Annotated in this window: 15 protein-coding genes, 2 tRNA genes and 1 riboswitch; of the genes, 11 read left to right on the forward strand and 6 right to left on the reverse strand. The window is 49.5% G+C overall.

Translation table 11 applies throughout. The features are described from left to right. Positions 1-18: 18 nt before the first annotated feature. The 5 genes from AC2UZI_RS09360 to rnr all read right to left on the reverse strand — a co-directional run bounded on the left by AC2UZI_RS09360 (position 19) and on the right by rnr (position 5,480). A tRNA-Val gene (locus tag AC2UZI_RS09360) sits at positions 19-94 on the reverse strand. An 81-nt stretch (positions 95-175) separates the two neighbouring features. Next, positions 176-448, reverse strand: coding sequence for an HU family DNA-binding protein (locus tag AC2UZI_RS09365; protein WP_238664154.1), 273 nt, complete (start codon positions 446-448; stop codon positions 176-178). A gap of 306 nt (positions 449-754) precedes the next feature. Next, the gene (locus AC2UZI_RS09370) at positions 755-1,987 is read right to left on the reverse strand and encodes a cystathionine gamma-synthase family protein (RefSeq protein ID WP_486943535.1); all 1,233 of its coding nucleotides are present in this window, start codon (positions 1,985-1,987) and stop codon (positions 755-757) included. Between the two features lie 192 nt (positions 1,988-2,179). Next, on the reverse strand, positions 2,180-2,932 hold the full coding sequence (rlmB, locus tag AC2UZI_RS09375) for a 23S rRNA (guanosine(2251)-2'-O)-methyltransferase RlmB (RefSeq protein WP_486943536.1): 753 nt from the start codon (positions 2,930-2,932) through the stop codon (positions 2,180-2,182). A gap of 91 nt (positions 2,933-3,023) precedes the next feature. Beyond that, positions 3,024-5,480, reverse strand: coding sequence for a ribonuclease R (gene rnr, locus AC2UZI_RS09380; protein WP_486943537.1), 2,457 nt, complete (start codon positions 5,478-5,480; stop codon positions 3,024-3,026). Between the two features lie 116 nt (positions 5,481-5,596). Here rnr and AC2UZI_RS09385 point away from each other — a divergent pair. After that, a tRNA-Leu gene (locus tag AC2UZI_RS09385) sits at positions 5,597-5,681 on the forward strand. 241 nt (positions 5,682-5,922) lie between these two features. Further along, entirely contained in the window at positions 5,923-6,243 is a 321-nt protein-coding gene (locus tag AC2UZI_RS09390) for a hypothetical protein (RefSeq protein ID WP_486943538.1), read from the forward strand. A gap of 258 nt (positions 6,244-6,501) precedes the next feature. On the opposite strand, the gene AC2UZI_RS09395 is transcribed toward AC2UZI_RS09390, so the two are convergent. Further along, entirely contained in the window at positions 6,502-7,389 is an 888-nt protein-coding gene (locus AC2UZI_RS09395; RefSeq protein ID WP_486943539.1) for an MBL fold metallo-hydrolase, read from the reverse strand. A 117-nt stretch (positions 7,390-7,506) separates the two neighbouring features. Between AC2UZI_RS09395 and AC2UZI_RS09400 the strand changes: the two genes are divergently transcribed. The 9 genes from AC2UZI_RS09400 to AC2UZI_RS09440 all read left to right on the forward strand — a co-directional run bounded on the left by AC2UZI_RS09400 (position 7,507) and on the right by AC2UZI_RS09440 (position 16,539). After that, positions 7,507-8,463 carry a GlxA family transcriptional regulator gene (locus AC2UZI_RS09400; RefSeq protein WP_486943540.1) on the forward strand — a complete coding sequence of 319 codons (957 nt, stop codon included), beginning with the start codon at positions 7,507-7,509 and terminating at the stop codon, positions 8,461-8,463. 86 nt (positions 8,464-8,549) lie between these two features. Continuing rightward, complete coding sequence (locus AC2UZI_RS09405; RefSeq protein WP_486943541.1) at positions 8,550-8,975, forward strand: VOC family protein; 426 nt, start codon at positions 8,550-8,552, stop codon at positions 8,973-8,975. 128 nt (positions 8,976-9,103) lie between these two features. Then, positions 9,104-9,439: a type II toxin-antitoxin system HicB family antitoxin gene (locus tag AC2UZI_RS09410; RefSeq protein WP_486943542.1), complete on the forward strand. Its 336-nt coding sequence runs from the start codon at positions 9,104-9,106 to the stop codon at positions 9,437-9,439. Between the two features lie 231 nt (positions 9,440-9,670). After that, the gene (locus tag AC2UZI_RS09415) at positions 9,671-9,976 is read left to right on the forward strand and encodes a hypothetical protein (RefSeq protein ID WP_486943543.1); all 306 of its coding nucleotides are present in this window, start codon (positions 9,671-9,673) and stop codon (positions 9,974-9,976) included. Then, entirely contained in the window at positions 9,973-10,110 is a 138-nt protein-coding gene (locus AC2UZI_RS09420) for a hypothetical protein (protein WP_486943544.1), read from the forward strand. Before AC2UZI_RS09415 ends, AC2UZI_RS09420 begins: the two co-directional genes overlap by 4 nt. 77 nt (positions 10,111-10,187) lie before the next feature. Continuing rightward, the gene (locus tag AC2UZI_RS09425) at positions 10,188-11,219 is read left to right on the forward strand and encodes a PTS sugar transporter subunit IIC (RefSeq protein WP_486943545.1); all 1,032 of its coding nucleotides are present in this window, start codon (positions 10,188-10,190) and stop codon (positions 11,217-11,219) included. 250 nt (positions 11,220-11,469) lie between these two features. Continuing rightward, positions 11,470-13,170 carry an L-lactate permease gene (locus tag AC2UZI_RS09430; protein WP_486943546.1) on the forward strand — a complete coding sequence of 567 codons (1,701 nt, stop codon included), beginning with the start codon at positions 11,470-11,472 and terminating at the stop codon, positions 13,168-13,170. A gap of 191 nt (positions 13,171-13,361) precedes the next feature. Beyond that, a complete protein-coding gene (locus tag AC2UZI_RS09435) occupies positions 13,362-15,896 on the forward strand; it encodes a DUF3141 domain-containing protein (protein WP_486943547.1) in 2,535 nt (844 codons plus the stop codon). Between the two features lie 26 nt (positions 15,897-15,922). Then, positions 15,923-16,019, forward strand: a riboswitch (SAM-I-IV-variant riboswitch). Positions 16,020-16,173: 154 nt separating this feature from the next. After that, positions 16,174-16,539, forward strand: coding sequence for a hypothetical protein (locus tag AC2UZI_RS09440; RefSeq protein ID WP_486943548.1), 366 nt, complete (start codon positions 16,174-16,176; stop codon positions 16,537-16,539). The last annotated feature ends 62 nt before the right edge of the window (positions 16,540-16,601 follow it).

Here is a 16,601-nt window from a genome sequence, read left to right on the forward strand (position 1 = left end):
CTAATTACAACGAGATAATGGTGGGTGCTGAGGGGATCGAACCCCCGACCTACGCCTTGTAAGGGCGCCGCTCTACCAGCTGAGCTAAGCACCCATTAACCATTTGTTGTGCTCCAAACCAGAAAAAGAATTATATGGCCAGTTTGAAATAATTACAAGCCTTTTTCAATCCAGCTTAGTTAACAGCGTCTTTTAGCGCTTTTCCTGGGCGGAACTTAGGAACAATAGCTTCCTGAATTTCGATAGTTTCACCTGTACGCGGGTTGCGACCAGTACGGGCTGCACGCTCGGACACTGCAAAAGTGCCGAAGCCAACCAACGTTACCGTGTCTTTTTCTTTTAGCGTAGTGGTTACGGCGTCAATGAACGCATCTAGCGCACGGCCAGCGTCCGCTTTAGACAGGTCCGCCTTGTTAGAAATAAAGTCGATAAGCTCGGTTTTGTTCATTTAAGGAATACCCCTGATGTTTGTTTTATTGGGTTCAAAAAATTCGAACCCACTTTCCATAAAAATTTAGCAACGATGTCACCACACACCCTACACGACAGGGTGCCATGGTCAAGTATCCATCGCCTTAGACTCGTAGCAAGCTAAGCCGTATTAAGCCTATGATTAGAGTCAGTGTCAAGCAAATAATACGCTGTAACCCGCGTATTTACTGATGTTTTAACATTTTTAAACAGCTTAAGGATAATTTTCATTTATAGGCTTAACGCCTGCTACGAAATATGCTAAAAGGTGAACAGCTGGTACTTATTTGCTCAATGCCTGAGCAAAATCGCCTTCTAAATCAGCATACTCTTCAATTCCCACTGATATTCTTAGCAAGTTATCGCTAATACCCATTAGCGCACGTTGCTCTGCACCCATTTCGTAATAAATGGTGTGCGCAACCGGCAAGGTCAAACTACGTGTATCGCCTAAGTGCGTAGAAAGCACCAATACTTTCAGCTTATTTAAAAAATCGAAGACGTCCACTTCTGCCGCCAACTCTACCCCCATTAGCGCGCCGTAATGGCCATTAAACAGCTCGCTCGCACGCTGATGTTGCGGATGCGTGTTAAGACCAGGGTAATGTACTTTTGTCACTCGGGGATGCTGTATCAAATAATGCGCAAGCTTGTTGGCATTATCACAAGCCTTGGCCATACGTAGAGGTAGGGTTTCGGCTCCGGTTGCGACTCGGTGAGCGACATCGGACGATAGGGTAGCACCCATGTCCCGCAAACCCTTTTTCTTTACCTGCACCAAGCCCCAATTTTGCGGGTTCCCACTCTGATAAGCAGGCGAAATATTAGGGTAGCTAGACCAATCGAATAAGCCCGTATCCGTCACCATGCCGCCAAGCGCATTTCCATGGCCCGCAATGTATTTGGACAGCGAGTTCATGACCAAGCCGGCACCGAATCGCTTAGCAGGCGACAACCAAGGCGTAGAAAGCGTGTTATCCACCACATAGAGCAAGCCTTCTTGCTGACACCACTCGCCTATCGCGTTGAGGTCTGCGATTTGTGTGCCGGGGTTCGCGATGGTCTCGGTAAAGACCATTAAGGTGTTCTCGCGCTTGGCCTGCTTAACCGCTTGGATATCAGTCGCATCAACCAAGGTAATTTCAACGCCCATGCCTTGCAGCGTGCCAAACAAGCTATTGGTATTGCCAAAAATATACTTACTAGAGATCAAATGGTCGCCGGCCTTCAATAGCGTAAAGAACATAGCCGTTAACGCAGCCATACCACTTGAAAAGCTGACGCTACCTATGCCCTGCTCCATGTGTGTTAGTTTCTTTTCTAGTGCGGCCGTGGTGGGCGTGCCTTGTCGTGCATAGCTGAAGCCGGACTTACCCTGAAACACCGCTGCAAGCTCTCGGGCATCAGAAAACGCATACTCAGCGGAAGGATGTAAGGGCTGATGCACAGCTCCGAACTCACACCCCGTACGACGATCCGAATGAAGGATTTCGGTCGTAAAACCATTCTTTGACATAATTGCACTCGAATAACTGTCTTGCATTGCAGCAAGCACACATAAAGAAACGGCGCCTAGACGCCGCCATCCTACAACCTCAACCCTTTAACGAGCGGGCTCCCGCTTTTTATTATCGCTGTAGGCGAGCTCACCGCGTCGCCTTGCTTTATACATTTTGATAATGAAGATATGAAAGGCGACGCGGGAAGTTTAGCGAGCCGTGGAGCGACGCTGACGTAAACTTTCGTACAGACACACGGCACTTGCTACACTGACGTTCAAGCTTTCTACCGAACCACGCATCGGAATGGAGACCAATTCGTCGCAGGTTTCGCGTGTCAGACGTCGCATTCCTTCGCCCTCTGCTCCCATCACCCAAGCGATGCCACGTGTGGCATCAATATCGTGAATATCTTGTTCGGCTTGATCGTCGGTACCCACCACCCACACATCGCGTTCTTTCAAAGACCGGATAGTGCGAGCCAGATTCGTGACGGTAATGTAGGGGATCGTTTCAGCGGCCCCGCACGCCACACGACGCACCGTCGCGTTTAAGCCCACCGCCCGATCGCGTGGCGCGATCACAGCATGACAGCCGGCCGCATCGGCTGAACGTAAACACGCCCCCAAATTATGCGGATCAGTCACGCTATCTAACAATAACAATAGTGGTGCTTCATTTTTATCTTCAAGCAGATCAAGCAGTTCGTCGACATCCATGGCCAACTCGACCTCTGTCGCCATGGCCACAATGCCCTGATGACGAACCCCACCCGCCATCGCATCCAAGCGCTTCTTATCGACGAAAATAATACGTAAGCCTTGAGCTTCAGCGTATTCGATGAAGTTCTGCATACGCTTATCACGTCGCGCTTCTTCAATATAGAGTTCTTTCACTGAACTGGCTGCATGCCGAATACGCGCCCGTACCGCATGAAACCCTGCTAACCGTTGCAGCGCCATAATTTTCCTTTGCTAACTTCTAGGCATGTATAACAGCCAAAATGGATGGGCACGTTACCGTGCCCAGAATTACGCCATATTGTACGCGCAACTAGCGTTTTTGATGCTTCGCTTTACGCGCTTCGGAACGGGCTTTTGCGGCCTTTTCGCGTTCGGCTTTCTTAGCTGCAGCACGTCGCTGGCTGGCTGTGCTTCCTTGAAGCTCTTTAGGCTTAGCAGAGGCCGCCTTTTTTTGCGGGCGCCCACTACGCTGAGGGTTTGGTGCGCTGGTTAAGGCTTTAAAACTGGTACCTTCTACCAATCGGAAATCGATTCGTCTGGCTTCAAGGTCAACTCGCGCCACCTGCACTTGCACGGCATCCGTTAACTTATAACGTAGCCCCGTACGCTCTCCACGTAAATCGTGTGTGGCCTCGTTGTAAATAAAGTAATCCGAGCCTAACTCAGAGATATGAACCAGACCTTCAACGTACAAGCTATCTAAGGTGATAAAAATCCCGAAGTTGGTTACACCCGTGATTTTTCCACTAAAGACTTCACCCACATGCTCTTTAACAAAATAGCATTTGAGCCACGCCTGAACATCGTAAGACGCATCGTCTGCGCGACGTTCGCGGGCCGACAACATCACCCCCAAACGTTCCCATAACGCGTATTCGCGCTTAGCGGCTGGTAACTGTTCGTCGCCCGGCTCTTCTTCAATAGCAGGCCGGTAGCGTTTACCATGAAGAATACTTTTAATCACACGATGGGTAAGTAAGTCAGGGTAGCGACGTATCGGGGACGTAAAGTGCGTATACAACTTGTAGGCCAAACCAAAGTGCCCGCCTTTTTCTGGCGCGTAAATGGCTTGCTGCATTGAGCGCAAACACATGGTCTGAATAATTTCGAAGTCAGTACGCCCTTTTGCCGCTTGAATTAACTTCGCATAGTCTTCTGTGGAAGGCTCTTCACCCCCATCTAAACTTAAGCCCAAGGTTCGTAGATATTCTCTGAATTTTTGTAGTTTTTCAGGTGTAGGGCCTTCGTGCACACGATACAAGCCATTTCGGCGATGACGCGACATGAAATCAGCCGCGCAAGTGTTTGCGGCCAACATAAACTCTTCAATAAGCTTATGCGCATCATTACGCACCATCGGCTCGATGCGTTCAATGCGACCCAGCGGATTGCATACGATGCGCGTCTCTACCGTATCAAAATCAATGGCACCACGATCCCTGCGCTTTTGAGCCAACTCACGGTACAAGTTATACGCCGATTGAACTTGCTCCAGCACGCCTGACATGTTCTGAGCTGTAGGCCCTGTGGGCTGTTGCAGCGCTTCCCAGACCTCGGTGTATGTCGTACGCGCATGTGAATGAATCACCGCCTCGTAGAATTGATAAGCCGTGACTGTTCCTGCTGTAGCGCCATCTGCCGGAATAATCATGTCGCACACCAACACCAATCGATCTTCATTGGGGTTCAGCGAACAGATTCCGTTCGACAATGACTCGGGAAGCATCGGAATAACGCGACGCGGAAAGTACACACTGGTACCGCGTTCAAGCGCATCATTATCGATCGCATCGGCAGAACGCACGTAGTGACTCACATCCGCAATCGCCACCAGCAAACGCCAGCCGGGACGATGGCGCTGCCCACGCCCTACGTTGATGTCCTCACAATAGACCGCATCATCAAAATCGCGCGCATCTTCGCCGTCGATGGTGATAAAGGGAACATCGCGTAAATCAATTCGCCCTTTAAATTCAGAAGGACGCACTTGATCAGGAATACGCTCGGCTTGTCGTATCGCTGCCTTACTAAACTCGAAAGGCACATCGAACTTACGTACGGCAATTTCGATTTCCATGCCGGGATCATCAATCTCACCCAGCACATCGACCACTTTGCCCATCGGCTGGGTATGACGTGCAGGCTGTTTGGTGATTTCAATCATCACCACCTGCCCGGGCTTAGCTTGCCCCACATCCGATGGCGCAATTCGAATATCGTGCTTAATACGCTGATCTTCAGGCACCACGCTGTATATGCCGTGTTCAGACACAAAGCGCCCAACCAATTGATTGGTATGACGCTCAAGCACTTCCACGATAACCGCTTCAGGCTTGCCACGGTATTCGCCATCGCTGCGCACCAACACACGATCGCCGTGCAAAACACGCAGCATTTCCCGAGGGGCCAAAAACAGGTCTGGGCCGCGATCATCGCGAATTAAAAATCCGAAGCCATCACGGTGCCCTTGCACTCGTCCGGCAATGAACTCTGACTGGTTGCTGGCAGTGATATTGCCTTGCGCATCAATCGACACCTGCCCGTCCCGCTGCATTGCCGCCAGACGCCGCTCTGCGCCTACAGGAAGCGGGAAATCAATATCACTCAGTGACGCTAGCTCGACGACCGACAGCGAATTATCATTAGCCCGCAACAGCTTTAAAATCGTTTCGCGACTTGGAATATGAGGGTCGAAATCAGGAGGCAGCTCGTAAGGGCTGCTGCTTGAGGAGTTCGTGTGTCTTGGTTGCTGAGATTTTTTAACCAAAAGAGCTTCCAATTTAAAAAAGGTGTGCTTATAATCCCATCTTTTACGAAAAGGTGCGAACTTTTCGTTTAAATATGGCTCTATAGTCTCTATAAAGTCATAGCATACAACGATATGCCCAGGTGGCGGAATTGGTAGACGCGCATGGTTCAGGTCCATGTGCCGCAAGGTGTGGAGGTTCGAGTCCTCTTCTGGGCACCAGATATACACATAAAAACCCTCGTAAGCCATTGAGCTGCGAGGTTTTTTGTTTTATGGCTGGGTGTTTTATGGGGTTCCAGTTATCGCAAGGATAGTGACCAATGCAAACGTGGCGTGTCGATTGCGAAGGTGGTGTAGAACGGGCCATGACCAGCAACGTAGCAAACCGTGACATGCATTACATATTGCCGTATTACTGAAGACGGAACCGTCCTGGTGGGAAAAGCTTCTGCCCAAACGCATGGCAAGTCTAGAAGCAGCACATCAACAGGCTATCGAAGTGTACAAACAGGAGGTCGCCGAATGGGAAAACGAAAAAAACCAGTATGAAGAACGGCAAGCTCAACGGCGTCATCTCATCGAACATGAGATTTACAACGACATGCAAGCGATGGAACGATGGCTAGAGTCTCGGCTACAAAACATTGTCTGGCCCCGAGAAACACTCATTGCGCTGGAAATCACAGAGGGTGGACAACACGTCCATCTGGATGTTGATCTACCCGAAATCGAAGATATGCCTACCAAACTCGCAGCCGTCCCGGCTCGTGGCGTAATTTGAACAACTACCCATGGTTGATGTAGTCGAATCTCTGGCCCAATTTGAGTTGGGGCGGAAAATGGCCAAAACAGGAATTTTCAGGCCGATTGAGCCGTTCTACGTTCCATACATTCATAGATGGATGCGCTGCCACCCATGACGGATATCGGGCCAGAAGCGGTCTGTGTAAGGCTGCGAACTCTTTGAGATTTCACTGGCGCATGCTTTTCGTCTTAGCAATAAACAAGTGCCCAGTTTTGATGACCAGACACTTTTTGCTTAAAACGTCATGCTCTCACCATCCGCAGGAATCATCACGCTTTCCTCAATTTTTTGGGCTTTTACAAACTCACCCAATTCCTTGCGACTGAGCGACATATGGTTCACAACATCCATATGCACGGCCACGATTGCCGCATTGGGTGCGGCCCTTGTGGCTTGTAGTGTGTCCTGCTTGCCCATGATGATGGGATGCTGCTCAAAACCGCTCATGAGCGCGCTCCCTGTGTTGAGAATCACTACGTCTGGCTTATGCAGCTCCAGCGCCTCATCCACTTCCGGACGCCACACTGTGTCGCCAGCCACGTAGACCGTTTTGGTCTGGGGAGCAGAAAACACGACGCCCATGACTGGGCCCATCGCCTCAGCGCGTGCGGGGTCCGCAAACCACAAATCAGTGCCGTGCTGGCCGCCGGTCTTGCTCAGTTTCACACCTTCAAATGTGGTCGAGCCTTCAAGTACGCGTACATCTTTGAAGCCTTGGCTACGAATCATCTTTGCATCGGCTTCGTTCTGTGTGAATACAGGCAGGTTCTTGGGAATCGCTTTCTGAGCGGCCTCATCCCAATGGTCTGTATGGGTGTGGGTCACGACCACAGCTTCCACACTCTCGAGCACATCCTTGACGGGAAAAGGCAGATCTACCAAAGGATTTCTCAGTTCACTGCGGTAAGTATCTGGGAATCCTGGAAACTCCCCTTTAGCCGACAACATGGGGTCAACCAAAAAGGTCGTACCAGAAAAGTCGATCTTGAGCGTTGCGTTACGGATCAACTGCACCTCGACTGAGGTGTCAGTGGGAGTTTCAGGGGCTGACCAAGCGGGAGCCGCGAAGGTTCCGAGCGACAGCGAGACTATCAAGGGAGCAAGGGCTTTCAGCGAGTACATACATAATCACCAGAGTTGAATTTGAAGAAGCCTCTATTGTGGTACTTCATGCTTTTTTGTAAAATTGACCTTTAAGTCAATCTTCGAAAGATTTGGGCCACTTCGCTCTTTAACGCTATGTCTAAGCCACTTCCCTTCGTCGCCCTCGTTACCTACCCGCATTTCAGCCCGTTTCACTTTGGCGTGCCGTACTTGATTTTCAGCTCCCATTTGCCCAAGCACGCGCTGTTCGACCTGAAGATCGTCACGCCGGGAGGTACGGCACTGCCTGCCGAGCGGGCATTGCTTGTTCAACCCGATGGCGGGCTGGAATTGCTTGCGAAGGCGGACATCGTAGTGATTCCCGGTTGGCATGATTTGGACGAAAGCCCTGAGCCAACGCTGATGGCTGCCTTACTCCAAGCACGCCAGCGAGGAGCACATATCGTGGGTCTGTGCTACGGCGCGTATGCACTCGCCTATGCAGGTTTGCTTGATGGCAAACGCGCTTCCACACACTGGATGGCGGAGCAAGATTTCAAGCTTCGTTTTCCGCAAGTACAGCTAGACATGAATGCGCTGTATGTCGATGATGAGGGCCTGATCACATCTGCCGGTACAGGGGCTAGCTTGGACTGCTGTCTCTACATCGTGCGCAAGTTCTGCGGCCAAAAAACGGCGAACAAAGTAGCCCGAATGATGGTTGTACCGCCTCACCGAGAAGGTGGGCAAGCTCAGTTTATTGAGCAGCCCGTTGCCCCGTCAACGCAAGACGCCAGGATCAATCAATTGTTGGACTATTTGCGAGAGCATCTGAACCAAGCCCACTCCGTCGATGCGCTGGCACAACGCGCTGCTATGAGCCGGCGCACGTTCACGCGCCACTTTAGCAAGGCTACCGGCATGACATTCAAAGACTGGTTAATCAACGAACGCTTGCAACGCACACGAGAATTACTGGAAAGCACCTCCTTGTCTGTGGAAACCATCTCTGACTTGGTCGGATTTCAAACCCCTACCTCACTGCGTCAGCACTTCAAACGCAGAAACCAAGTAAGTCCCAGCGAATGGAGAAGATCCTTTGGATGCACCTGAGCATCGTCCGCTTTGGGTCGCATGACGCCGCTGGTGATAGACTTGGACCTATCAAGCTTAATAAAGCGCCCAACGGAGTCAATCACATGAAGCCACGCATCACTGTCATAACTATCGGTGTTGAGGATCTTGAAGTGTCGTTGCGCTTCTATCGTGATGGGCTAGATTTTCCCACTGAGGGTATTGTAGGTAAAGAGTTCGAGCATGGAGCGGTTGTATTTATTGACCTCCAGCACGGTCTTCGTCTGGCGCTTTGGCCTCGGTCGAGCATCGCCCATGATACAGGGCTCGTAGTCGGCGTTGGCAATCCCACTGAGATGACTTTGGGTCATAACGTATCGTCGAAAGCTGAAGTCGATGAGGTCATGGCCAAAGCAACCTCGGCGGGGGCTGTTATTGTCAAACCAGCGCACGACACATTCTGGGGCGGGTATTCGGGTTATTTCCTTGATCCAGACCGACACCTCTGGGAAATTGTTTGGAACCCGCAGTGGTCTGAGGTTGCTAACTGACGGTCTGCAATGGGTCGTAACCAGACACTTGCCCATGATTCACTCCTTGCAAGCCAATTCATGAAGTAACACCTATCTTCTATCTTCTATTTTCCAATCGAATGGCTAGAAGAAAACGGAGTAAAACCATGAAAAATGTCATGAAAATTGGTGGCCAACAAGCTGTTATTACTTACGACCCCGACATTGAAATGTTCCGTGGTGAGTTCATCGGCCTTAACGGCGGCGCAGATTTTTATGCCTGCGATATCGCTGGGCTGCACCGTGAAGGTGGGCATTCACTTAGCACTTTCATGGACGAATGCGCTAAACGCGGCATCGAACCCTACAAGCATTTTCCCGGTAGATTTGTGCTGCGAGTTGCCCCCGAAATTCACCAAACCGCCACTGTTGCGGCCGCTGCCAGTGGGGAAAGCCTGAACCAGTGGGTTACCAGTGTCATTCAAGAAGCCGCACACGTGTAACACGATAGGCGGTAAGGAAACGATCTTTGACGCTAGCAATAATCTGGAAACTGCATAAAGGCCTCGGAGTTTTTACCGCCAACACAAGTCAACCGAAATCGAACGGCCGCCACCTTTGTTAACAATATCAACCAGACTGGTTTTATGCTACTTTGTGTAGCATGGATAACGAAATTATTGAGATGGTCGGTTCATTTAGAAAATAGCGATAAATAATAACCCTTCACAAAAATGACCACTCGCTCTGGAAACGGCGTCACCCATTTTTTACTTGGCCTTTCTGCTCTTATCATGATCGCCAGCTTATTGGGCGGCGCAGCATTATTCTTAAGTGACAGCGGTGGTGGTTTTTTCCCAAACCTGGGCAAGGCATTAGGCCTAATGCTAATCGCGGCTGGTAATCTACTTTCTTGTCTACTGAATGGTTTCTGTTGGTATCGCTCCCGAAAACGCGGGTTAGGTATTATCCTTGCCCTACAAAGCCTTACGGCTATCGGGTTTGCCGAGCGGTTGATCGCATCAGGAGAAGCACTTTGACTAGACTATGGCTGCGCACTGCCGTTATTTTATCGACCTTGTTGGTGGCGGGATGCTGCACATTTTGCCCTTGGGATGCGGGTGCCTATAAATTTACCCAAACTTCGCTCTCGTTCTCGCCTCCAGTGGGCTGAAATTTAAAAAACCGTTAACGGTTTTCTCCTTATCTCCGTTAAACTAGCCTTTTATTAATTATGCTCAAGGTGAGTTTATGTCCGTTGCAACGTTCCTTCGCGAGCGTAATGTCGAGTTTACGATTCAGCGTTACGGTTTTGACGCGTTGAACTATATGACCCTTGGTTTGTTTGGCTCACTTGTCATTGGGTTAATCCTTAAGACCGTAGGCGTGTGGACCGGACAAAGCTGGCTGGTTGATATTGGTGCCATTGCACAAAGTGGAATGGGTGCAGCCATTGGTGTCGGTATCGCTTATGGACTTCAGGCCCCACCTTTGGTCATTTTTAGTAGCGCTATCGTGGGGAGCCTAGCGGTGGATGTGGGCGGCGGCCCAGTAGGTTGTTTTGTCGCCGTGGCCATCAGCGCTGAACTCAGCAAGCTAATCCATAAAAGCACACCTATCGATATTATTGCAACACCTGCTACGGCACTCATTACCGGCTCGCTCATCGCTTACTGGAGTGCGCCATGGCTGGGCGAGATGATGCGTGCAACGGGTCAAACCATAGAGTGGGCGATTACTCTACAACCCTTTTTCATGAGCATCATCATTTCGGTCATGATGGGCATGATTTTAACAGGGCCCACCTCAAGCGCTGCTTTGGCGATTTCATTAGAACTTGGCGGGCTTGCGGGTGGCGCTGCGACAGTGGGTTGCTGCGCACAAATGATCGGTTTTGCCATCATGAGCTACCGTGAAAATGGAGCTTCTGGACTTTTAGGCATCGGCTTAGGAACCAGCATGCTGCAATTACCTAACATTGTAAGAAATCCGTTGATTTGGCTTCCTCCCATTCTCACGGCTGCCATTCTAGGCCCCATCGCCACCTTAGGTTTTGGCATGAAAAACATTCCTACTGGCTCTGGAATGGGCACTAGTGGCTTCGTGGGTCAAGTGGGTACCTTAGAGGCAATGGGCCACAGCAGCTCGGTATGGCTTTCTATTGGTTTATTACACTTTTTGGCCCCTGCCGTATTGTGCTTAAGCCTTACCTGGCTGTTACGCCGAGTTCACTGGATTCGCGACGGTGATTTACGCATGGAAACGTCTAAACGAAGCAGTTAGCATTATTCTTACTATTAAATTGTCTTCATCAGACATCACAATTACAAAGCTTAATACGTATATACCCTAAATTGACGCCGTTCCATGGGGAATCTAAACTTGCATCCATTCTGCGGGTAAAGAGGTCTTACCACAAGACTCGCATAATTGATTTCTCCCTCATCTTTAGGCGTAAGTAATCGCCACAGCCTCTTCGCACCCGTGATCCGGGTGCCTATCAACCGCATTGCGTTACGGTTAAGGAAGACGTATGTCAACAAGCTTATTAGCATTTTTAGCTTTTTCGCCAATACTATTGGCGGCTATTTTATTGATCGGGCTGCGGTGGACTGCCGCACGCTCTATGCCTTTGGTTTATCTCCTATCCGCGTTAGTTGCGCTCTTTGCGTGGGATATGAGTTTTAACCGAGTAATGGCATCAACAATCCAAGGCTTAATCATTACGATTGGCCTGCTATGGATTATTTTCGGTGCCATTTTACTGCTCAATACACTTAAGCATTCGGGTGGTATTGCAGCAATTCGTGCGGGGTTTGTATCGCTGAGTCCCGATAGACGCATTCAGGCCATTATTGTGGCCTGGTTGTTTGGTTGCTTTATCGAGGGCGCTTCCGGTTTCGGTACACCTGCCGCCATTGCAGCCCCTTTACTTGTAGCGCTAGGTTTCCCTGCCATGGCAGCGGTGATGCTGGGTATGATGGTGCAAAGCACACCCGTATCATTTGGCGCTGTAGGAACCCCAATGATTGTAGGTATCAACACAGGTGTTGATACTGCATCCATCAATCAACAGCTACTGGCAGTAGGCTCAAGCTGGACCGAGTACTTCTATCATATTGTGGTCAATGTGGCCATTACTCACGCCATTATCGGTACTCTTATGCCGATGTTAATGGTATTAATGCTGACTCGCTTTTTCGGCAAAAACAAAAAATGGAGTGATGGTTTTGCCGCCATTCCTTTCGCTATTTTCTCGGCCTTTGCCTTTACGATTCCCTATGCATTAACCGGGATATTCTTAGGCCCAGAGTTCCCCTCCATGCTGGGAGGCTTAATCGGTCTAGGTATTGTGACTTTTGCGGCCAAGCGTCGTTTTTTGGTCCCCAAAGAAAGCTGGGATTTTGCTGACCCTAAAGAATGGCCAAGCGAGTGGTTAGGTTCGATCGAAATTCGTATCGAAAACATGACTCAGCGTCCTATGTCTAGCTTGAAAGCATGGATGCCCTATGTGCTCGTTGCTATCCTATTAGTGATCACTCGTCTTTCCGACACCGTTAACGCGGCAGTGAAATCTGTGGCTATTAACTTCAACAATATTCTTGGCGAAGCGGGTATTAATGGCGATTTCTCACCCCTCTTTTCTCCTGGTGGCATTATTATCGCCGTCGTAATCATTACCTACTTCTTGCATGGAATGCGTGGGGGTGAGCTACGTGCCGCAGTAAGCGAATCATCTCGTATTCTGTTGGGTGCCGGTTTTGTATTGCTGTTTACCGTACCCATGGTTCGTATCTTGATTAACTCTGGTGTTAATCCTATCGATCTACCCAGCATGCCTATCTTGATGGCACAGTGGATGGCTGACAGCGTAGGACACATTTACCCGTTCTTTGCTCCTGCAGTGGGTGCGCTGGGTGCATTTATTGCCGGCTCAAACACTGTCAGTAACATGATGCTCAGTCAATTCCAGTTTGGTGTTGCGACGAACTTGAATATTGCAGGAACCTTTATTCTGGCTGTTCAAGCCGTGGGGGCAGCCGCTGGTAACATGATAGCGATTCATAACGTTGTTGCCGCATCAGCAACGGTTGGTTTCTTAGGACGTGAAGGCGCCGTACTACGTAAAACGATCTGGCCTACTCTTTACTATTTGGCAGCGGCCGGTGCTATCACGCTGATCGCGATCCATGTGTTAGGCATGACGGATGCATTAGTTGTTTCTACGCTTTAACGACAACCTTTCGCACTTCAGTGATCAACGAGCCTGATCACACTGCTATCAAAGCGGAGGCCCTTAGGGGTACTTCGCTTTTTTTATGAGCTGCCTTAACCCCGCATGTTGCACTGCACTAAAACATTCACACAACGGTCAAAAAAACCAGCTATATTAAAGACATATAGAACAAACAACGAAGGTTTACTATGTCTGTCACACCCGACTCGAAACTAAGCGCCCCCTCCTTTCCGAACAGTCCCTTTGAGTGGGGACGCGCTGCGTGGGAATACAGTGTAGACGCATGGCAGCGCTCGGTGCTTTACAGCGATGTGCAGCGCCAACGTGGTGATCAATACCGAGAACACGTAGCCCAAGACGTACCTACCGTTTTAAATTTTCCCAGCGAAGCCGTATTTGATGGTTTAAACCTAGAACGTCCTGTGAATTACTGGTTAGTGCGCATCACCCCCCGTGCTGATCAGCCCACCGACCCCAGAAAACGACCCTTTATTGTGATCGATCCACGCGCTGGGCATGGCCCAGGCATCGGAGGCTTTAAACCAGAAAGTGAAATCGGGGCAGTATTAAACGCGGGGCATCCTTGTTATTTCGTTGGTTTTAGCCCTAACCCCCAACCTAGCCAAACCGTAGAAGACGTGCTGCGTGCTGAGGCCGAGTTCGTCAAAAAGGTAGGTGAGTTACACCCTGAAAGTGTAGGTAAACCGGCTGTAATCGGAAATTGTCAGGCTGGGTGGCAGATCTTAATGACAGCCTCGTTATGGCCTGAGTTGTTTGGCCCCATTATTGTTGCCGGAGCCCCACTTTCTTACTGGGCTGGCGATAACCCCATGCGTTATACCGGAGGCTTACTCGGAGGAAGCTGGTTAACGGCTTTTACCAGTGATTTAGGCAATGGCCACTTCGACGGCGCATGGCTGGTTCAAAACTTTGAGTCGTTGAACCCAGCTAATACGTGGTGGGGTAAAAGCCATCACCTTTACGCCAACGTCGACACTGAAGCCCCTCGCTATTTAGAGTTTGAAAAGTATTGGGGTGGATACGTAAACCTAAACGACGTCGAAATACAGTACATCGTCGATAATTTATTTATTGGCAATAAATTAAGCACAGCACAATTGCGCTGCTCGGATGGCAGAGCCATTGATCTACGTAATATTAGTTCGCCAATCGTAGTATTTAGCTCGTTTGGTGACAATATTACGCCGCCGGCACAAGCCTTGGGCTGGATTACCGATCTCTACGAGTCGAACACCGAAGTCATTGAGAACGACCAAACCATTGTGTATGCCACCCATGAAAGTATTGGCCATTTAGGGATTTTTGTTTCTTCTAAGGTGGGCAGTAAAGAACACGTTGAGTTCGCCAACAACATTGAGCTGATTAATCTGTTACCCGCTGGCGTCTATCAAGCAAGCGTGCAAGACTTGGCTGAAAATGAACGGGATTATATCCACGACCCTTACCGCTTAGCCATCAGTGGTCGCAAACTTGATGACATTCGAGCTATTGTTAACAACGACCCCGCCTCTGATGCGCGATTCGCCCGCGCAGCACAACTTTCAGAGCAAAATCTTGAGCACTATCAAAATCTACTACAACCTTGGGTTAAGGCACTAAGCAGCCCTCAATCGGCACAGCTTTTACAAGCCACTCACCCATTAAGGGTGTCTTATGAGTGGTGGTCAAGTGCCAACCCCCTAGCAAAACTGGTACAAACCACCGCTGACCAAGTTCGTGAGTCACGAGAAGTCGTTGATGAAAACAACCCTTTTTGGCAGTGGCAACAGCATTTTTCCAGCACGATTACACGCTCGTTAAACCACTTCAGAGATAATCGCGATCAGTTCTACGAAGACTACTTTAACTTGCTGTATGGCGTCGCGCTTAGCCATAACGACAACACCGCAACACACACCAAGCGCATTCCCGAAGACTTGCAACAACCTCGACAAGAACAACGAGAGCAAATTTATAAAACCATGACCGAGGGCGGATTGCTAGAGGCTAGCGTACGTTCTGTGTTTTATGTATTGCAATCACGAGGTAGCGCAGACGAACGACATTTTGATCAGGCAAAACAACTGCACGAATGCCCGGAATGCGATGCTGAGGTCGGAAAGTCATTCAGAACCGTTGTGCGTGAGCAAGCCAAAATCTTAAACACCGATGTAGCGCAGGCCATTAACAGCATCGAGCAGCTATTACTGCAAGAGGGCAGCCCCAATGAAATTCGTTTACTTGCAAAACGTGTCTTGGCAGTGGCGACGGCTGGCGTTCAAATCAGCGGAGCTGAACTCGAGCGCTTAAATCAGATTCTTGAGATTTTTGAACGTGCGGCACAACAAAGTCAGCGCGCGGACAGGCCTGACGGCATCTGCGCCCTTGATGTCAACGAGGTCAACCGTAAGATAGAGACCGTACTTCCACCCAATCTGGACTCGCGTAACCTTAGTAGCACCCGTAGCTCACCCCCATCGGGTAATACGGCCAGTACACGCAAAACCGTCGCTGCTAAAAAGACAGTAGCTAAAAAAGCAACGGCACCTCAAAACGCTGCTAAAAAAGCGGCTTCTAAACAAGCGATAAGCAAAACAGCAAGCAAGAAAACTGCCGCTAAGAAAGCCACGGCAAAACGTACACCCGCCACCAGAGCCACTAAAAAACCAGCACAAACCCAGACAGCGGTAACGAAGCCCTATGATAATAAACCGGTTTTTTGACATGTTTAGCAATCGTGTTAGAATTTATTCAGTATCAAGAGTTGGGTATAACCATGCCAACCTGTGTACCCTCACAAGGTGGATTCACGATACGGCCTCTATAAGGCAATGATGTGGGTAACTCGTAAAAGCCTGCTTATTGCAGGCTTTTTTATTCGTTCTGTATCGTCTATTGCGCTGTGCGCTTCATAGCAGCATTACATTCGGTTCAGAGGTGTTTTAATCCAACTTGCTCACCTCGGCTTCGGCCTTAAGAGCTAAAACGGAAACAACTACTATGACTTCTACTGCTAATGGCTATGCATTTAGCCTAAACAATCAACGCTTTACCGCTCGCCCCGTTCCGGGTTCCAGCCGTTTACGCATCACCACAGAAGCCAATCGCTTTATTGGCGCTTTCGAGCCCAAATGGTTACGGCGCACCGATCTACACTCGGGGTACTGGACCAGCTTAGGTCAACAAATCAATACTGACTTGCTGTTACAACTTGAGTGTATCGCGTTGGTGATTAATAGAGAGCGCTTGCTTCGTATTGCCAAAACAGGAAACTCTGAGGCAAAACACGGCTTACAGAAAATCAGCACTCCTCCTAAGTTGCCTGAAAACTGTGAACTGCATTTTAATTGCGATCATCACGCTTAAAAGATAAGCGTTTTTTTGATAAGAAGTGCGGTCGTTATACTTGATTGCATTTTTCAAAGCGC

This window comes from Paenalcaligenes sp. DL 463 (assembly GCF_057475185.1).

Excerpts from the sequence above, each read along its gene's own strand:
- AC2UZI_RS09365 (WP_238664154.1), bottom strand. The coding sequence starts at position 448 with ATGAACAAAACCGAGCTTATCGACTTTATTTCTAACAAGGCGGACCTG.
- AC2UZI_RS09370 (WP_486943535.1), bottom strand. The coding sequence starts at position 1,987 with ATGTCAAAGAATGGTTTTACGACCGAAATCCTTCATTCGGATCGTCGT.
- rlmB (WP_486943536.1), bottom strand. The coding sequence starts at position 2,932 with ATGGCGCTGCAACGGTTAGCAGGGTTTCATGCGGTACGGGCGCGTATT.
- AC2UZI_RS09390 (WP_486943538.1), top strand. The coding sequence starts at position 5,923 with ATGGCAAGTCTAGAAGCAGCACATCAACAGGCTATCGAAGTGTACAAA.
- AC2UZI_RS09395 (WP_486943539.1), bottom strand. The coding sequence starts at position 7,389 with ATGTACTCGCTGAAAGCCCTTGCTCCCTTGATAGTCTCGCTGTCGCTC.
- AC2UZI_RS09400 (WP_486943540.1), top strand. The coding sequence starts at position 7,507 with ATGTCTAAGCCACTTCCCTTCGTCGCCCTCGTTACCTACCCGCATTTC.
- AC2UZI_RS09405 (WP_486943541.1), top strand. The coding sequence starts at position 8,550 with ATGAAGCCACGCATCACTGTCATAACTATCGGTGTTGAGGATCTTGAA.
- AC2UZI_RS09410 (WP_486943542.1), top strand. The coding sequence starts at position 9,104 with ATGAAAAATGTCATGAAAATTGGTGGCCAACAAGCTGTTATTACTTAC.
- AC2UZI_RS09415 (WP_486943543.1), top strand. The coding sequence starts at position 9,671 with ATGACCACTCGCTCTGGAAACGGCGTCACCCATTTTTTACTTGGCCTT.
- AC2UZI_RS09425 (WP_486943545.1), top strand. The coding sequence starts at position 10,188 with ATGTCCGTTGCAACGTTCCTTCGCGAGCGTAATGTCGAGTTTACGATT.
- AC2UZI_RS09430 (WP_486943546.1), top strand. The coding sequence starts at position 11,470 with ATGTCAACAAGCTTATTAGCATTTTTAGCTTTTTCGCCAATACTATTG.
- AC2UZI_RS09435 (WP_486943547.1), top strand. The coding sequence starts at position 13,362 with ATGTCTGTCACACCCGACTCGAAACTAAGCGCCCCCTCCTTTCCGAAC.
- AC2UZI_RS09440 (WP_486943548.1), top strand. The coding sequence starts at position 16,174 with ATGACTTCTACTGCTAATGGCTATGCATTTAGCCTAAACAATCAACGC.